Annotated in this window: 19 protein-coding genes; 12 read left to right on the top strand and 7 right to left on the bottom strand. The window is 60.4% G+C overall.

Annotated elements, in window-relative coordinates:
* Positions 1 to 11: 11 nt before the first annotated feature.
* The 4 genes from ybeY to miaB form a co-directional block, all read right to left on the bottom strand.
* Positions 12 to 506, bottom strand: a complete 495-nt coding sequence (gene ybeY, locus ACR0MM_RS08405) for an rRNA maturation RNase YbeY (protein WP_170390860.1) — start codon at positions 504 to 506, stop codon at positions 12 to 14.
* 40 nt (positions 507 to 546) lie between these two features.
* Positions 547 to 1,569: a PhoH family protein gene (locus tag ACR0MM_RS08400; protein ID WP_093964591.1), complete on the bottom strand. Its 1,023-nt coding sequence runs from the start codon at positions 1,567 to 1,569 to the stop codon at positions 547 to 549.
* 164 nt (positions 1,570 to 1,733) lie between these two features.
* Positions 1,734 to 2,498, bottom strand: a complete 765-nt coding sequence (locus ACR0MM_RS08395; protein WP_480695579.1) for an outer membrane protein — start codon at positions 2,496 to 2,498, stop codon at positions 1,734 to 1,736.
* Positions 2,499 to 2,681: 183 nt separating this feature from the next.
* Positions 2,682 to 4,001 carry a tRNA (N6-isopentenyl adenosine(37)-C2)-methylthiotransferase MiaB gene (gene miaB / locus ACR0MM_RS08390; protein WP_480695577.1) on the bottom strand — a complete coding sequence of 440 codons (1,320 nt, stop codon included), beginning with the start codon at positions 3,999 to 4,001 and terminating at the stop codon, positions 2,682 to 2,684.
* 122 nt (positions 4,002 to 4,123) lie between these two features.
* On the opposite strand from miaB, the gene ACR0MM_RS08385 reads away from it, so the two are divergent.
* Complete coding sequence (locus ACR0MM_RS08385; protein WP_170369744.1) at positions 4,124 to 4,987, top strand: glycosyltransferase family 2 protein; 864 nt, start codon at positions 4,124 to 4,126, stop codon at positions 4,985 to 4,987.
* Positions 4,988 to 5,002: 15 nt separating this feature from the next.
* On the opposite strand, the gene ACR0MM_RS08380 is transcribed toward ACR0MM_RS08385, so the two are convergent.
* On the bottom strand, positions 5,003 to 5,800 hold the full coding sequence (locus ACR0MM_RS08380; RefSeq protein WP_480695575.1) for a phytanoyl-CoA dioxygenase family protein: 798 nt from the start codon (positions 5,798 to 5,800) through the stop codon (positions 5,003 to 5,005).
* An 86-nt stretch (positions 5,801 to 5,886) separates the two neighbouring features.
* Here ACR0MM_RS08380 and ACR0MM_RS08375 point away from each other — a divergent pair, with 86 nt between their 5' ends.
* Positions 5,887 to 6,783: a LysR family transcriptional regulator gene (locus tag ACR0MM_RS08375; protein ID WP_480695573.1), complete on the top strand. Its 897-nt coding sequence runs from the start codon at positions 5,887 to 5,889 to the stop codon at positions 6,781 to 6,783.
* Here ACR0MM_RS08375 and irrA read toward each other — a convergent pair whose 3' ends face one another.
* Entirely contained in the window at positions 6,784 to 7,203 is a 420-nt protein-coding gene (irrA, locus tag ACR0MM_RS08370; RefSeq protein WP_170364932.1) for an iron response transcriptional regulator IrrA, read from the bottom strand. It abuts the gene before it with no gap.
* Between the two features lie 188 nt (positions 7,204 to 7,391).
* Here irrA and fabA point away from each other — a divergent pair, with 188 nt between their 5' ends.
* The 4 genes from fabA to ACR0MM_RS08350 are packed head-to-tail and all read left to right on the top strand — an operon-like array spanning position 7,392 to position 10,217.
* Positions 7,392 to 7,901, top strand: a complete 510-nt coding sequence (fabA, locus tag ACR0MM_RS08365) for a bifunctional 3-hydroxydecanoyl-ACP dehydratase/trans-2-decenoyl-ACP isomerase (RefSeq protein WP_093964585.1) — start codon at positions 7,392 to 7,394, stop codon at positions 7,899 to 7,901.
* A gap of 48 nt (positions 7,902 to 7,949) precedes the next feature.
* On the top strand, positions 7,950 to 9,179 hold the full coding sequence (gene fabB, locus ACR0MM_RS08360) for a beta-ketoacyl-ACP synthase I (protein ID WP_480695571.1): 1,230 nt from the start codon (positions 7,950 to 7,952) through the stop codon (positions 9,177 to 9,179).
* A 5-nt stretch (positions 9,180 to 9,184) separates the two neighbouring features.
* Complete coding sequence (locus tag ACR0MM_RS08355; RefSeq protein ID WP_093965010.1) at positions 9,185 to 9,976, top strand: enoyl-ACP reductase FabI; 792 nt, start codon at positions 9,185 to 9,187, stop codon at positions 9,974 to 9,976.
* A 58-nt stretch (positions 9,977 to 10,034) separates the two neighbouring features.
* On the top strand, positions 10,035 to 10,217 hold the full coding sequence (locus tag ACR0MM_RS08350; protein ID WP_480695569.1) for a hypothetical protein: 183 nt from the start codon (positions 10,035 to 10,037) through the stop codon (positions 10,215 to 10,217).
* An 11-nt stretch (positions 10,218 to 10,228) separates the two neighbouring features.
* Here ACR0MM_RS08350 and ACR0MM_RS08345 read toward each other — a convergent pair whose 3' ends face one another.
* On the bottom strand, positions 10,229 to 10,657 hold the full coding sequence (locus ACR0MM_RS08345; RefSeq protein WP_170339858.1) for an FKBP-type peptidyl-prolyl cis-trans isomerase: 429 nt from the start codon (positions 10,655 to 10,657) through the stop codon (positions 10,229 to 10,231).
* Positions 10,658 to 10,784: 127 nt separating this feature from the next.
* On the opposite strand from ACR0MM_RS08345, the gene ACR0MM_RS08340 reads away from it, so the two are divergent.
* The 6 genes from ACR0MM_RS08340 (at position 10,785) to ACR0MM_RS08315 (ending at position 16,180) form a co-directional block, all read left to right on the top strand.
* The gene (locus ACR0MM_RS08340; protein ID WP_170339856.1) at positions 10,785 to 11,471 is read left to right on the top strand and encodes a haloacid dehalogenase type II; all 687 of its coding nucleotides are present in this window, start codon (positions 10,785 to 10,787) and stop codon (positions 11,469 to 11,471) included.
* On the top strand, positions 11,471 to 12,298 hold the full coding sequence (locus tag ACR0MM_RS08335; protein WP_480695568.1) for an alpha/beta fold hydrolase: 828 nt from the start codon (positions 11,471 to 11,473) through the stop codon (positions 12,296 to 12,298). Before ACR0MM_RS08340 ends, ACR0MM_RS08335 begins: the two co-directional genes overlap by 1 nt.
* Complete coding sequence (locus ACR0MM_RS08330; RefSeq protein ID WP_480695566.1) at positions 12,295 to 13,269, top strand: threonine ammonia-lyase; 975 nt, start codon at positions 12,295 to 12,297, stop codon at positions 13,267 to 13,269. Before ACR0MM_RS08335 ends, ACR0MM_RS08330 begins: the two co-directional genes overlap by 4 nt.
* 73 nt (positions 13,270 to 13,342) lie before the next feature.
* On the top strand, positions 13,343 to 14,131 hold the full coding sequence (gene pcaD / locus ACR0MM_RS08325) for a 3-oxoadipate enol-lactonase (RefSeq protein WP_170365203.1): 789 nt from the start codon (positions 13,343 to 13,345) through the stop codon (positions 14,129 to 14,131).
* An 11-nt stretch (positions 14,132 to 14,142) separates the two neighbouring features.
* A complete protein-coding gene (locus tag ACR0MM_RS08320) occupies positions 14,143 to 14,856 on the top strand; it encodes an alpha/beta fold hydrolase (protein WP_480695564.1) in 714 nt (237 codons plus the stop codon).
* A 124-nt stretch (positions 14,857 to 14,980) separates the two neighbouring features.
* A complete protein-coding gene (locus tag ACR0MM_RS08315; protein ID WP_480695562.1) occupies positions 14,981 to 16,180 on the top strand; it encodes a TCR/Tet family MFS transporter in 1,200 nt (399 codons plus the stop codon).
* Positions 16,181 to 16,246: the final 66 nt, after the last annotated feature.

The following is a 16,246-nucleotide window of genomic DNA, read 5'->3' as shown; positions in this document are numbered from 1 at the left end:
CAAGGCCCACATTACCCATTATATGGGTCATCAATACCCAATTTGCCAAGTATCTCGACCTCGGCACGTTCCATCAAAGTGGCGTCAAGGTCACGAATGTGATCATACCCCAGTAAATGCAACACTCCGTGAACCAGCAAATGGGTCACGTGGTCATCCATGGATTTCCCGGCCTCCTGAGCCTCGCGCCAGCAAGTGTCATACGAAATCGCGATGTCACCAAGCGCGATGTCACCCGTGAAATCCGGCTGGGGCACAAGCGGTGTGCCGCCGGGCTGATCCGCAGCAAGGTCCTCGGCGGGCCAGCTCAGCACATTCGTCGGCGCAGGTTTTTCACGAAATTCAGCGTTCAACTCGGCAATCCGGGCGTCGTCGCAGCCCAGAACGCTGACTTCGCACAAATCGGCATCCACACCGCAATGCGCCAGCGTCGCGGCCACGGCCCTGCGCGCCAACGGCTCAAGACCCTGCCAGCGCGGGTCTTCGATCGTGATTTCCAAGTTCATCTCGTGACGCTCCGAGGCCGATTTGCCCGGGCCCGACGGTTCAACCCGTTTCCCGGCCCGAGTCGGCCTCATACGCCTCGATGATTGCCGCGACAAGCGGATGGCGCACCACGTCCTTGGATGTGAAGTAGTTGAAGCTGATATTCGGGATCGTCTTCAGCAGCCGCTCGGCATCCGCAAGCCCCGAAGCCACGCCGCGCGGCAGATCCACCTGCGACCGGTCGCCGGTGATCACCATCCGGCTACCCTCGCCCAAGCGCGTCAGGAACATCTTCATCTGCATCGTCGTGGCGTTCTGGGCCTCGTCCAATACAACGAAGGCATTGGCCAGTGTCCGCCCGCGCATGAACGCCAGCGGGGCGATTTCGATCCGCTTTTCCTCGATCAGCTTGGCCAGTTGCTTGCCAGGCAGAAAGTCATTCAACGCGTCGTACAGCGGCTGCATATACGGATCGACCTTGTCTTTCATGTCTCCGGGCAGGTAACCCAGCTTTTCGCCGGCTTCGACGGCTGGGCGGCTGAGGATGATTCGATCCACATGTCCGCCGATGAACATCGACACACCCACGGCCACGGCAAGGTAGGTCTTGCCCGTTCCCGCCGGGCCGATGCCAAAGGCGAGTTCGTTGTTGAACAGCGACTGCACATAAGCTTTTTGCGCGTCAGTACGGGGTTCGACCAGCTTTTTGCGGGTCTTGATTTCGACAGTTCCACCCTTGAACATTTCAAGCTGGTCGCCATCACGCGAGCCGGTTCCGGCTTCGGAATTGCCCATCCGCAATTCGCGATCAACGTCGGCAGCTTCGACGTCGCGCCCGCCTTCCAGCCGGGTGTAGAGGGCCTGCAAAACCTCGATCGCCTGCTTCTGAAGCTCGTCTTCGCCCATGACGACCAGTTGGTTGCCGCGTCGCACGATCTGAACGGACAGTTTCCGCTCGATCTCGGCCAGATTGCGGTCGTATTCGCCGCAAAGATCAATCAACAATCGGTTGTCAGGGAATTCAACAAACGCCTCGTTCGCGGGCATTTCATCTTGCGGTGGGGTAAGGGCACCGATGGCCAATCCGTTCTCCTGTCTTGGCGTTGTCACCCCAAGCGTAGACAACAAGAGTCGGTCGGCGCAAGCCACAGATTCAAAAATCTGAGCAACTGATCGCAAATCGGTCAGGCGGAAAGGAATTCACGGCCCGGCGCAATGAAATCTCAGGCCGGAATCCGCCCTTGGGATCAGAACTTGTAGTTCAACCCGACGCGAATCCCCTGGTAGCTGGGCGTGGATTTGGTCGAGAACCCCGAGCCAAAATCGACGACCTTCGACTGGAACTGCACATATTCGAATTCGCCGGTGACGGACCAATTGTCGTTCAACTGATGCTCGGCCCCGATGCTGGCAACGAATCCGTTGCGTCGGTCATCGCTTGCGAAAGACTGAGTGGTGCCGCCGCTGGACAGGCTGTTGGTCGTTTCGATTTCACCCTGAACGAACCCGACGGTAACGAAATACAGAACCGAACCGCTGGGGTTGGTCAGCCCGTTCTTGAACCGCAGCGACAGCACATCCGATATCTCGGAACCTCCCTGAACGGTCGTGTTGCCTATCTGCGTGGTGACACTGTCATCCAGCGAAGCGAAATCGTAACCGATCTCGAACCCGTAGACGTAATCGCGCCCGCCACGGGCAGGCAGAACACCGCGCCAACCGCCCCGTATCCCGCCGTAGGCACCGCTCAGGTCAAGTTTGCCGATGGGAAAGGTGCCCGCATTGGTGGCCAGCCCGAACTGGTCTGTTCCGCCCGATCCATACCCGGCGCTGAACCCCAGATAGAAGGCGCTGACGTCTTTGGAATAACGCTCCGGCCCCAACACGACCGGATCGGAAACGGCGCCGTCCAAATCCCCCGCATGAGTGGGAATACCTGCGCTGGCGGCCAGCAATAGGCCGGCCAGAACACGGCCCGCCCCTGTTTGTCGAATACCTGCCTGACGTGTCACTCGTACCCTCCATTGCGGTGCCCGGGCGACCGGAAGCCCCGCCGATGTAAAGCCCGAAGGCCACCTGAAACACGGCCCCGAGAATTCTGGCTATTCTCCGACCATAGTTCCAAGCGATAAATCAAGGGTAAATTTTGGAAACAAACGCCACGAGTGTTGCGTGAGCGGTGAACCGCGGCCCTGTCACAGCACCTCGCCGGCCAGTGAATTGGCCCCTGAGGCCGTGATCCGGACGTTGCGAAGATCTCCCGCCGAAAGATCGGCTCCGGAAACGTGGACGGCATGCAGGTACTCGGACTTGCCCACCATCTGTCCGGCCAGACGCCCGGGTTTCTCAAACAGAACCCGGACTGTCCGACCAACCATCGCATCCTGGACCTCGCGCTGGTGCCGGGTGATCAGAGCCTGCAAGCGTTGCAGACGGTCGTCAGCTTCCTGCGGGTCGACCTGCGGACGCTCGGCCGCAGGCGTGCCCGGCCGGGTCGAATACTTGAACGAATATGCATAGCCGTAGCGGACCTGCTCGACCAGATCCAACGTGGCCTGGAAATCCTCTTCGGTTTCTTCGGGGAAGCCCACGATGAAATCGCCCGACATCAGGATATCGGGGCGCGCTTCCCGGATCCGCTCGATCAGACGCAGATAGCTTTCGGCGGTGTGGCTGCGGTTCATCCGCTTGAGGATCTTGTCCGACCCCGACTGCACCGGCAGGTGCAGATAGGGCATGAGCTTTTCGCAGGTGCCGTGCGCCTCGATCAGGTCGTCGGTCATGTCGTTGGGATGCGAGGTGGTGAACCGGATGCGCTCCAGCCCGTCGATCTTGTTCAATTCCCAGATCAGCCCGGCCAAAGTCATGTCGCCATCGGGTCCGGCACCGTGATAGGCGTTGACGTTCTGGCCCAGCAGCGTGATCTCGCGCACCCCGCGCTCGACCAGATTCCGCGCCTCGCGCAGGATGCGATCGGCGGGGCGGCTGACCTCGGCCCCGCGGGTATAGGGCACGACGCAGAAGGCGCAGAACTTGTCACAACCCTCCTGCACGGTCAGAAACGCCGTCGGGCCGCGTTTGGCCTTGGGACGGTTCTTGAGCTTCTCGAACTTGTCTTCTTCGGGGAAATCGGTATCCAGCGCCTTTTCGCCCGCACGCGCCTTGGCCTCCAACTCGGGCAGGCGGTGGTAGCTTTGCGGGCCGACGACGAGATCGACCAGCGGCTGCCGGCGCATGATCTCTTCGCCCTCGGCCTGCGCCACACAACCGGCCACGCCGATCTTCAGATCGGGTTTTTCGGCCTTCAATCCCTTGAAGCGGCCCAGTTCGGAATACACCTTCTCGGCCGCCTTTTCGCGGATGTGACAGGTGTTCAGCAGGATCATGTCCGCATCTTCGGGCGACTGCGTTTCCACATAGCCCTGCCCGCCCAACGCCTCGGACATGCGTTCGCTGTCATAGACGTTCATCTGACAGCCATAGGTCTTGATATACAGCTTTTTCGGTTCGGACATGGGCTGGGCCTTTTGCGTTCGCTGGACCGGCGTCGTCTATACCCATCGAACGCCGCTTGCAATGCTGGCGCAATTACCCGAATTTGACGGATATTTCCAGCAAGGCAGGCTACACGCGGGCAATGAAATACGAATCCCTCGACCACTTTCTGAAATCGGGCCGGGCAGCGTTGACCAAGGGGCCGGTCGCATTGGTTTTTGCCGAAGACGATGTCGAGCTTGATGGGACCTTGCGCCATCACTTGGACTTGGGGTTCAAATCCGTGATCGTATTTGCACCGGCCCAGTTTTCGATCCTGCCTGAAATCCTGGACCGGGTGCACCGGGTCACGATGCGCTGCTCGCCCAGAAACGTGGTGTTCGACACCATAAATCGCGTCATTCAGGCGGCGCCAAACATCTGGCTGTACTACTGCTACAACTCGGAATACCTGTTCTTTCCGTTCTGCGAAACGCGCACGGTCGGCGAGATGCTGGCCTTTCACGCCGAGGAGCGGCGCGACGCGATGCTCTGCCACGTGATCGACATCTACGCCGACGACCTGTCCGCCTATCCCAACGGTGTGGCCCCGGATCATGCGATGCTGGACAGTACTGGATATTATGCTCATTCCCGGCACGACCGATCGGGACAACCGCTGGAGCGTCAGTTGGACATGTCCGGTGGCCTGCGTTGGCGGTTTGAGGATCACATCCCGTACGAACGGCGCCGGATCGACCGGATCGCGCTGTTCAAAAGCTGCAAGGGTCTGACCCTCCAACCCGATCACACCTTTAACGAGCCCGAGTACAACACCTATGCCTGTCCCTGGCATCACAACCTGACGGCCGCCATCTGTTCCTTCCGCGCCGCCAAAGCGCTGAAAAGCAATGCGGGATCGACCTTTGATATTCCCAGTTTCCGCTGCCCGTCCTCGGTTCCTTTCCAATGGAACTCGCACCAGTTGCTGGACCTTGGCCTGATGGAACCCGGCCAGTGGTTCTGAGGGGGCCGGAACGGCTCAGCGATTGAGCAGGACCGGGAACCAGTCCTCGCGCAGTCGTTGCCCAGCCCGCATGTCATGCCCCGGAAACGGCGGCGACGTCCGGCCCGGACGCTCGACATACCGGGCGTCATCCCCGACCAGCCGCAGCGAGAAGGCGCGGCGCCGGCTGTCGGACTGGTTCCCTCGGGCACCGTGCAGGGTTCGAAAGTTGAAGGCGACCGCATCGCCGGGTTCCATGTCGAACTCAACGATCCGCATCCCTTCGGCCTCGGGGTCTGGCACCGCGATGTACTGGCCCTCGTCAGGAAAGAAACCCTCTTCCGAAACCCAGCGCGTCGGCAACACTTCCTTTTCCCACAGATGCGACCCGGCCACGCACCGCAGAGTCGCCTGCGTCACCGGGTCGAGCGGCGACCAGAAGCTTATCGTCTTACACCCTTCCACAAAGTAATAGGGTCCATCCTGATGCCACGGCGTGGCCATCGAGGTGCCGGGTTCCTTGACCAGAACGTGGTCGTGGAACATCTGGACCGAACGGGACTCCATCAGGTCGGCAGCGACCTCGGCAACCGGAGAGGCTTGAATGACCTGCCGAAACTCGGGGATACGAGACCAGTTGCAGTAGTCGTCAAAGAAACGGCCGGTTTCGCCTTCTTTCTTGTTTTCCGACGCATATGGCCCGGGATCAGCCATGTTGCGTGCCACCCCTTCCCGCAAGGCATCGACGTGATCGGCGAACAGTCCCTTGACCAGAACAACCCCGTCATTGCGATAAGTTTCGATCATCTCCGGGGAAACAAGAGGGTGTGGCATGTCGGTCTCCGTCATTTGCTGAGGCCGATTTGCACATGTCCGGCACCCCTGTTCAAATCATATCTTTCAAAATAAGCATTAACTCCATGTTATATATCACGTTGCGCCAGTACGATTATGTTTGCGCCATAGGGCGACATGGAAGCCTGTCCGCCGCGGCACAGCACCTGAACGTTTCGCAACCTGCGCTTTCAAACGCGCTGACCCGGGTCGAAGAACACCTGGGCCATCCGCTGTTCTCGCGCCGACGCGGCGCGGCAATGTCGCTGACGCCTCAGGGGCGCAAGTTCATCGACAAGGCCGAAGCCTTGCTGACGAGCGCTGCCCAGATCGAAGAGGCGGAAGCCCCGGTTGCCGGAACAAGCCGTTTGAAGTTGGGCTGCTTTGTGGATCTTGCGCCGTTCCTGCTGGCGCGGGCAATGCAGACGATCAGGGACACTCTTCCCGATATCGTTCTGACCCACGGGGTAGACACTTTCGAAGGCTTGATCGGCGGATTGACCGACGGCCGCTTCGATCTGGCGCTCACCTATGATTTGGGCCTCGATGCCGGTTTCTCACGCCACAAGCTGCTGGACAGTACGCCAAACGCGCTGGTCAGTCCCGCGCACCCTCTGGCCGGGCAAGGCAGCGTTTTGCTTGCCGAGCTTGAGCAATACCCGCTCATCCTGTCCAAAGAAGGTCTGTCAGCGCAGCATGTCCTGGGTCTGTTCCGACGTCATGGACTGCACCCCAGCGTGTCCTACCGCGCGGAATCGCTCGAGATCCAACGCAGTCTTGCGGCCCATGGTGAAGGGGTGGGCATCAGCTATGCCAGCCCGCAAAACGGCCGCAGCTATGATCGGATGCCGCTGCTGAGCCTGCCGATCATCGACCCCGATGCAACCGAGGCCGTGATTCTGGCTCGTCACGGCACCGGCCCTGCGGACACGACAGTCGCCGCTGCTGAACAGGCTCTGGTTAGGTCGCTTGGGAAACTGTGATCAGCGCTTTTTGCGCAGCCGGATGACAACGTCCACCGACGCGATCTCGACCCCGGCCGGTGCTTCGGGCAGTCGCTGGATAACCAGTTGGTCGGACGGCGCATCGCTCAGGCGGCCCTCGTCCTCCCAGAAGAAATGCGGGTGGTCATGGGTGTTGGTGTCGAAATAGCTTTTTGAGCCGTCCACGGTGATTTCCTGCAGAACGCCGGCATCGCAGAAGGCACGCAGGGTATTGTAGACCGTAGCAAGGGAAACGGCGTCGCCCTTGTTCTTGGCCGACTCGAACAGGCTTTCGGCGGTGACATGTCGGTGGCGGCCATCGCCCACCAGCAATTCGGCCAAGGCAACACGTTGGCGCGTCGGGCGCAGCCCGGCGTCAACCAACCAGTTCGTAGCGATGTCCCGGCTTTGAGCTGTCATGAAACCATTACCCAATTTCCCCTGCCCCAATATATAAGTGCCGACCACCACCAATTTCAAATGAAATTCATTCGCAACCAACGGCTCCGGCGGGCCGGATGTGTTCGGGTGGTCTTGCAGGACCTTGCAAACGGGTGATAGACGAGGCCAGATTGAATAAACAGACCCCTGGCAGGAGACGCGGCAGAATGGCCCAATTCCCAAGCAGCTTTGACAAGGACGACCTGCTGAAATGCGCCCGCGGCGAACTCTTCGGCCCCGGAAATGCTCAGCTTCCGGCTCCCCCGATGCTGATGATGGACCGCATCACCGACATTTCAGGCGACGGCGGCGCGCACGGCAAGGGGCATGTCGTGGCGGAATTCGACATCACACCGGACCTTTGGTTCTTCGATTGCCACTTTCCCGGAAACCCGATCATGCCGGGTTGTCTGGGTCTTGACGGACTGTGGCAATTGACCGGTTTCAACCTCGGCTGGCGTGGCTGGCAGGGTCGCGGCTATGCGCTGGGTGTGGGCGAAGTGAAACTGACAGGCATGGTGCGCCCCGACCGCAAGATGCTGACCTATTACGTGGACTTCACCAAGGCAGTCCAGACCCGCCGCCTGACCATGGGTGTGGCGGATGGCCGGGTCGAAGCGGATGGCGAAGTCATCTATCAGGTCAAGGACATGAAAGTTGCATTGTCGGAAAGCTGACCCCAGCTGACTGACAGTCAACAGGGAATGGAACACAGGAGAACGCAAATGCGTCGCGTCGTCGTCACCGGGTTGGGGGTTGTCTCTTCCATTGGGAACAATGCCGAAGAGGTTCTGGCCTCGCTCAAGGCGGGTAAGTCCGGCATCGAGGCCAGCGAGCAGATGGTCGAGCACGGCTTCCGCAGCCAGGTTGCAGGGACGCTCAAGATCGATGTGTCGGAACAGGTCGACAAGCGCACTTTGCGGTTCATGGGACCAGGCGCCGCGTATGCCCATATCGCAATGAGCCAGGCAATCGCTGACGCGTGGCTGAGCGAAGATCAGGTCGTCAATCCGCGTACCGGTCTTGTTGCCGGGTCCGGCGGACCGTCCACCAGCGCCATGCTGACCGCACACCAGACCGTTCTGAAAACCGGCGCAACCAAGCGCATCGGACCGTTTGCCGTTCCGAAATGCATGTGCTCGACGATCTCGGCCAACTTGGCGACCGCGTTCAAGATCAAGGGTATCAACTACTCGATCACCTCGGCCTGTTCGACGTCGCTGCATTGCATCGGAAACGCGGCCGAGCAGATCATGCTGGGCAAACAGGACGTAATGTTCGCCGGTGGCGGCGAAGAACTGGACTGGACCCTGTCCTGCCTGTTCGATGCGATGGGCGCGATGTCCTCGAAATACAACGACACGCCCGAAAAAGCCTCGCGCGCGTTTGATCAGAACCGCGACGGGTTCGTGATTTCGGGCGGCGGCGGCATCGTCGTTCTGGAAGAGCTGGAACATGCTCTGGCCCGGGGCGCGAAGATCTATGCCGAGGTGACGGGCTATGCCGCAACCTCGGACGGGCACGACATGGTCGCGCCCTCGGGAGAAGGCGGAGAGCGCGCAATGCGCTTGGCCTTGTCCACCCTGCCCGAAGGCCGCAAGGTCGGCTACATCAACGCGCACGGGACCTCGACACCGGTCGGAGATGTGGGCGAAGTCGAAGCCGTCCGCCGGATTTTCGGCGAGGGCAATGTGCCGCCGATCTCCTCGACCAAGTCGATGACCGGCCACGCTCAGGGTGCTGCCGGCGCGCTCGAGGCGATTTTCTGCCTCTTGATGCTGCAGCATGATTTCATTGCGCCGTCGATCAATGTCGACACGCTGGCCGAAGGCATCCAGCCCGGCGAAATTGCAACTGAGGTTGTTGAAAACGCAGGTTTGGACAGTGTCATGACCAACAGCTTCGGCTTTGGTGGCACCAACGGTTCCATGATTCTGTCCAAGTATAACGGGTGATTATGATGTCGGATTCTATGAAGGGTAAGCGCGGGCTGATCATGGGCGTCGCCAATGATCGGTCGATCGCCTGGGGCATTGCCAAGGCCATGCACGAGGCAGGCGCTGAACTGGCATTCACCTACCAGGGCGAGGCTTTCGGAAAACGGCTGGAACCTCTTGCACAGAGCTTGGGCAGCGACTTCATGGTCGATGCGGACGTGACCGATGACGCATCGCTGGACCGGGCCTTCGACGAACTGGCCGCCCGTTGGCCAACGATTGATTTCCTCGTCCATGCCATCGCCTACTCGGACAAGACCGAGCTGACCGGGCGGTTCCTGAACACCACGCGGGCGAATTTCAAGCACTCGCTGGATGTCTCGGCCTATTCATTCATCGAAGTGGCCCGTCGCGCCTATCCGATGATGAAGGAAAACGGCGGGACGCTGCTCACCCTGACCTATCAGGGTTCGAACAAGGTCGTGCCGAACTACAATGTCATGGGAGTTGCAAAGGCTGCTCTAGAATCGGCGACGCGCTATCTAGCGAATGATCTGGGCCCCGACGGGATCCGGGTCAACGCCATCTCGCCCGGACCTATGAAAACCCTGGCCGGCGCGGCCATCGGGGGGGCTCGCAAGACCTACAAGTTCTGCGACCAGAACGCCCCGCTGCGATCGAATGCTACGCTCGAAGCGGTTGGCGGCACGGCCGTTTATCTTGCATCAGACGCAGGGGCCTGCACCACCGGTGAAATCATTCGCGTAGACGGCGGTTTCCACATCTTGGGAATGCCTCAGCCCGACTTCATGTGACGCGATCTTTCCCTGTCGTTGCCAAGATTTTACCAAACTTCCGCGGCAGGGATATCACATGAGCAAACTAGACTGGATAATCGCGACCAATTCGCGTGCATCTCACTCTCGTCGCAAGACCGGAGTGCTCAGCAGCCGCGCGCGTGGGCTGCTGCTGACCCTGACGACATTGTTGGTATTGTGGATCTTCTATACCCAACCGCAGCTTCGCGAGGCGGTTGGGTCATTGTTGGGCGGCTGAACGCGCGCTGATCAGTTGATCGAAACGACCTCGATGTCGAAGATCAGATCCTGGCCCGCCAACGGGTGATTTGCGTCCAGGGTCACGGTTTCTTCGTTGGCGTCCACCACCGTCACAGGCAGCGCCTGACCATCGGGGGTCTGCATCTGCAGCTGGGTGCCGGGGTCCAGCGGGATGTCGTCCGGGATGCCTTCGCGCGGGACGTCCTGGCGCATCGCGGGATTGATCGGCCCATAAGCGTCCTGGCAATCCACTTCGACACGTTTTTTCTCGCCAATTTCCATGCCCGGCAGTGCGGCGTCCAGACCGGGAATGATCTGGCCGGACCCCACGGCGAACTCAAGCGGATCGCGTCCTTCCGAGCTGTCAAAAACGTTGCCGTCCCGCAAAGTTCCAGTGTAGTGAATGCGAACCGTGTCGCCTTGTTTGATCGCGGTCATGACTGTCTCCGACCTGAGTTTGGAATGAGCGGTCCAACCTAGAGACTGACCCGGCAATGTAAACCCTTTTACGCTTTAACCCGCGCATGGCCTGTGCCAACCTGCCCCGGAAGATGGGGAGAGGCAGATGGCGATCACAACCTGCGTTTTCGATGCGTACGGAACCCTTTTCGACGTGGCCGCAGCCGCGCGTCAGGCGGCCGCCGAACCGGGCCAGGATGCGCTGCGTGACAAGTGGCCTGAACTGGCCAACCACTGGCGGTTGAAACAGCTGCAATACACGTGGCTGCGTGCTGTGGCGGACGCACATGCCGATTTCTGGGACGTAACGCAGGATGGCCTGGACTGGGCGCTCGAGGCGACAGGCCTGCAGGGGGACCCAGCGCTGCGGCAGAGACTGCTGGACCTGTATTGGGAACTGCAGGCCTATCCCGAGGTTCCGGCCATGCTGAAGGCGCTCAAGGATGGCGGGATGCAGACCGCAATCCTGTCAAACGGATCGCCGCCCATGCTGGAAGGCGCGGTCAGATCTGCGGGTATCGGCGGCGTATTGGACGACATACTGTCAGTCGAAAGCGTCGGCGTCTTCAAACCGCATGCCCGGGTCTATGATCTTGTGTGCGACCGTTTCGGGTGCGAACGATCGAACGTTCTGTTCGTCAGCTCGAATGGTTGGGACGCCGCCGGAGCCAGCGGGTACGGGTTCGTTACGGCCTGGGTCAACCGCGCCGGCGAGCCGATGGACCGCTTGCCGTGGACCCCGGCGCATGTCCTGTCCGACCTGACCTCGATTCCGGAACTGGCAGGCGTTTGATGCCACAATTCACGACGTCTGACGGTCTGCGCCTGACCTACGAAGATACAGGCAGCGGCAAGCCGCTGCTGTGCCTTGCCGGCCTGACCAGAAACAGCCGGGATTTTTCCTTCTTCACGCCGTACGCCAACGGACTGCGTGTCATTACGATGGACTATCGGGGGCGCGGAGACTCGGATTTTGATCCGGATTATCGCAACTATACCGTTCCGCGCGAGGCACAGGACGTGATCGAGTTGTTGGATCATCTGAAGCTCAATCGGGCCAGCATCCTTGGCACCTCGCGTGGCGGGTTGATTGCCATGACCCTCGCCGCAATTCGCCCCGAACGTCTGAGTGCCGTCATTTTGAATGATGTGGGCCCCGTAATCGAACCGTCGGCCATCGGGCGCATCATGGATTATGTCGGCAAGGCTCCTGCCGCAACAACGCTGGAACAGGCCGCTTTTGCGCTGAAACAGGCAATGGACCCGCAGTTTCCGGGCGTATCGATTGAAACCTGGAGAAAGCAGGCCGCATTCCAGTACGAAGAAACCGGCACCGGCCTACGGTTGCGCTATGACCCCGCATTGAGAACCGCGTTGCAAGAACAGATTGCAGCGGGCCCGCCCGCTGATTTGTGGCCATTGTTCGAAGCCCTGAACCCGCTTCCCACCGGAGTGATCCGTGGAGCGAACTCGGACTTGCTGAGCGCCGAGACCCTTGCAGAGATGCACCAGCGTCATGCGGGGTTGATTTCGGCCGAAGTGCCCGAACGGGGCCATGTTCCATTTCTGGACGAACCGCAGTCCATTACCGTCATTCGCAAAGTACTGGATTTGATATGAGCACAATTGACCTGATCGAAGCCGCTGCCGTGCGCCTGCAAGGGCACGCGCGCGAAACCCCGATCCTGACGTCGCCGTTTCTGGACGAACTTGCTGGGCGGCGCGTTCTGGTCAAGCCCGAGTGTCTTCAACACACCGGAAGCTTCAAGTTTCGCGGCGCGTGGTCTGCGATTTCCGCCCTGGATGCCGAGGCTCGCAAACGCGGGGTCATCGCGTATTCATCAGGCAACCACGCGCAGGGCGTGGCACATGCCGCTACACTTCATGGTGTTCAGTCCGTCATCATCATGCCGTCCGACGCACCGGCTCTGAAAATCAAAAACACCCGAGCTTTGGGCGCCGAGGTCATCCTTTATGATCGCGCCAATGAAAGCCGAGAAGAGATCGGCGAGGCGTTGTCCCGGGAGCGCGGTCTTACGTTGATCCGCCCGTATGACGAACCGCAGGTGATCGCCGGTCAGGGCACCGTCGGCCTCGAGGTGGCGCGGCAGGCGCACGATCTCGGTGTGACCGATGCCGATGTTTTGGTATGCTGTGGTGGCGGTGGATTGACCTCAGGCGTGGCACTTGCCCTGGAAAAACACGCGCCAGGTCTCAAGGCGCGCCCCTGCGAGCCCGAAGGATTCGACGATGTCAAAAGATCCTTGGCCTCAGGGTCCGTTCAGACCAACAACGCAGCCGCAGGCAATATCTGCGACGCGATCCTGACACCGCGGCCCGGTGATATCACCTTCCCGATCCTCCGTCGCCTCTGCGGACCGGGATTGGCGGTATCCGAAGACGAGGCTCTCCGCGCCATGGCCTTGGCGTTCCTGCGCCTCAAGGTCGTTCTGGAACCGGGTGGGGCAGTCTCGTTGGCGTCGGCGTTGTTCCGCAAGGACGAGATCCAGGGCGACGCCGTTATCGTCGTGGCATCGGGCGGGAATGTCGATCCGCAGGTCTTTGCCCGCGCGTTGGAATTCCTTACCTGACAACGGGTTAGGACAGATGCAATAAATCGCGGCGTAAACTGTCGGAATGATCGCAGCAAAAAAGGCTGACCAGATGCACATCGCTGATTTCGGAGATGTTCAGATTCACTATCGCTTGGACGGTGACCCGGATGGTCCACCTCTGGTCTTTGCCAATTCGTTGGGCACCGACATGCGCTTGTGGGACCCCGTGCTGCCTCTGCTCCCCAAAGGTCTGCGCATCATCCGCTATGACAAGCGGGGGCACGGCCTGTCCTCGCAACCGGATGGTCCCTATTCGATGGGAAGTCTGGTGCGCGATGCCGAGCGGCTCCTGGACTTTCTCGAGGTGCGGGATTGCGTCTTCGTCGGCCTGTCGATCGGCGGAATGATCGCGCAGGGGCTGGCCGTCAAGCGGATGGATCAGATCCGGGCGATGGTCCTGTCCAACACGGCCGCCAAAATCGGGACGCCCGCCATGTGGGCCGATCGGATGGCCGCCGTTCGTGCAGGTGGGATCGAGGCGCTGGCCGACGCAACCATGGAGCGCTGGTTTTCGAAAGCATTTCGGGAAACCCCCGATGTCGAGCTATGGCGCAATATGATGGTACGCCAACCGGTGCAGGGGTATCTGGGCTGCTGCTCCGCCATCTCGGGCACGGATTTCTATACGCCAACCAGCGGGCTCAGACTGCCGACGCTGGGAATTGCGGGCTCGGAAGATGGCTCGACCCCTCCCGATCTGGTGCGCGAAACCGTCGACCTGATCCCCGGCTCCCGGTTCGAGCTGATCCGCAAGGCCGGGCACCTGCCCTGCGTCGAGCGGCCCGAGGTCTACGCCGAGCTGCTGAACGCTTTTCTGCGAGAAACCGGACATATCTGAAGGAGGTCACGGTGGCGGAATTTCTTCTTGTTCACGGGTCTTGCCACGGCGCATGGTGCTGGCGCGATCTGATACCGGAACTTGAGAATCTGGGGCATTCGGTCCGGGCGATCGACCTGCCCAGTCATGGATCGGACCCGACCCCAGTATCCGAGGTCACGCTCGAGACGTGTCGAGATGCGGTGTTGAATGCCACGACCCCGCAAACGATTCTTGTCGGCCATTCCTGGGGCGGCTACCCGATCAGTGCGGCCGCCGAATTCGCCTCAGATCGGATGCGAGCCCTGATCTATGTCTGCGCCTACGTGCCGGTCTCCGGGCTGTCGATGATAGAAATGCGCCGGCGTGCACCAAGACAGCTGATTGGCGATGCGGTCGAGAAATCGGCAGACGGACTGTCCTACAGCGTGTTGCCGGATCGGGTGCAATCTCTCTTCTATCACGACTGTCCGGCCGACGTTGTCACCTATGCCCTGGCCCGCCTGTGCCCGCAGGCCAACCGCCCGCAGGACACGCCGTTGGACCTGAGCGATCGTTTTGACGGAATTCCCAAGGCCTATGTCCGCACCATGGATGACCGGACGATTCCAACTGAGTACCAGGAAGAGATGAGCCATTGCGCGCCGCCCGAATTGCGCCTGACGATCGACAGTTCCCATTCTCCATTCTTCTCGCATCCCGCGGATCTGGCTCGACACCTGAACGAAATCGCCACCCGCGTCTGAGATCCGGCCCGGCCAAGGCTGACGTGCCGTCAGTCGAGAATTTCGCCTCGATCACAAAAGACCGGGTTACAACACGACAGGCGGGCGACTAAGGTCCTGCAAAATAAGTCATTCGTGCGGTTTCATGCGTCTTCCTTTTCTGTTCGTTCTCGGCACTGTCATGATCGATGCCATGGGCATCGGACTGGTCATGCCGATCATGCCTCAGCTGATCGTCGAGGTTCAGGGCGGCTCTCTGGCATCGGCAGCCATCTGGGGTGGGATCCTCAGCACTGCCTTTGCTGCGATGCAATTCCTGTTCGGTCCGGTGCTGGGCAACCTGTCGGATGCTTACGGACGCCGCGCGGTCCTGCTGGTTTCCCTGTTTGTCATGAGCTTGGACTACGTGGTCATGGCCTTGGCCGGCAGCATCTGGCTGCTGCTGATCGGCCGCATCGTGGGTGGCATCACCGCGGCCACCCACTCTACCGCAGCGGCCTTCATGGCGGACGTTTCGAAACCTCATGAAAAGGCCGCCAATTTCGGTCTCATCGGAGCGGCTTTTGGTGTAGGTTTTGTCCTCGGCCCTTTGATGGGAGGATTGCTGAGCGAATACGGAACCCGCGCCCCATTCTGGGCGGCTGCCGGATTGTCATTTGCGAACTTCCTGCTGGGCCTCGCGGTCATGCCTGAGACGGTAACGGACAAAAACCGCCGCAGATTCCGCTGGCACCGCGCGCGTCCTGACAGCGCATTGCGGGCCATCGCCGCCCTGCCCGGCATCCGACCGTTGCTGTGGGTATACTTTTTGTACTCGGTATCGATCTACGTCTATCCCGCCATCTGGTCATACTTCACGACCGAGCGTTTCGGTTGGTCACCGCAGATGATCGGGTTGTCACTCGCGGTCTACGGATTGGGCATGGCGGCGGTTCAGGGCGGCTTGATCCGCCCCGCCACCCGCCACTTGGGAGAGCGGACCACGATCGTTTGGGGCATGATCTTCGAGATCGTCAGCTTTCTGGCCCTGGGTTTTCTCACAAACGGCACGATTGCGTTGATGCTGATTCCGATCACCGCACTGGGCGCCGTCGTGACGCCGGCCCTTCAGGCACAGATGTCACGTGCAACCCCGGATTCGCAGCAGGGAGAGCTTCAGGGGGTTCTGGCCGCGCTCCACGCGCTGTCGATGGTGATCTCCCCGTTGGTGATGACCACCGTTTTCGCCCAATTCGCGCGCGTTGATGCAGCATTCTACCTTCCAGGGGCCCCGTTCCTGTTGGCATTGCTGCTGATGCTGGCCGGATTCGTCCTGTTTCTGCGCGCACATCCCAGCGAAACGTAACAACGACACGGGAATGACGGTTTCAGCCTTGCGGACCGCAGGTTCCCGCGTCACCGTGGCCCAAAC

Source organism: Ruegeria sp. BC6 (genome assembly GCF_056539185.1).
This window is presented reverse-complemented; position numbering and strand designations above follow the sequence as displayed.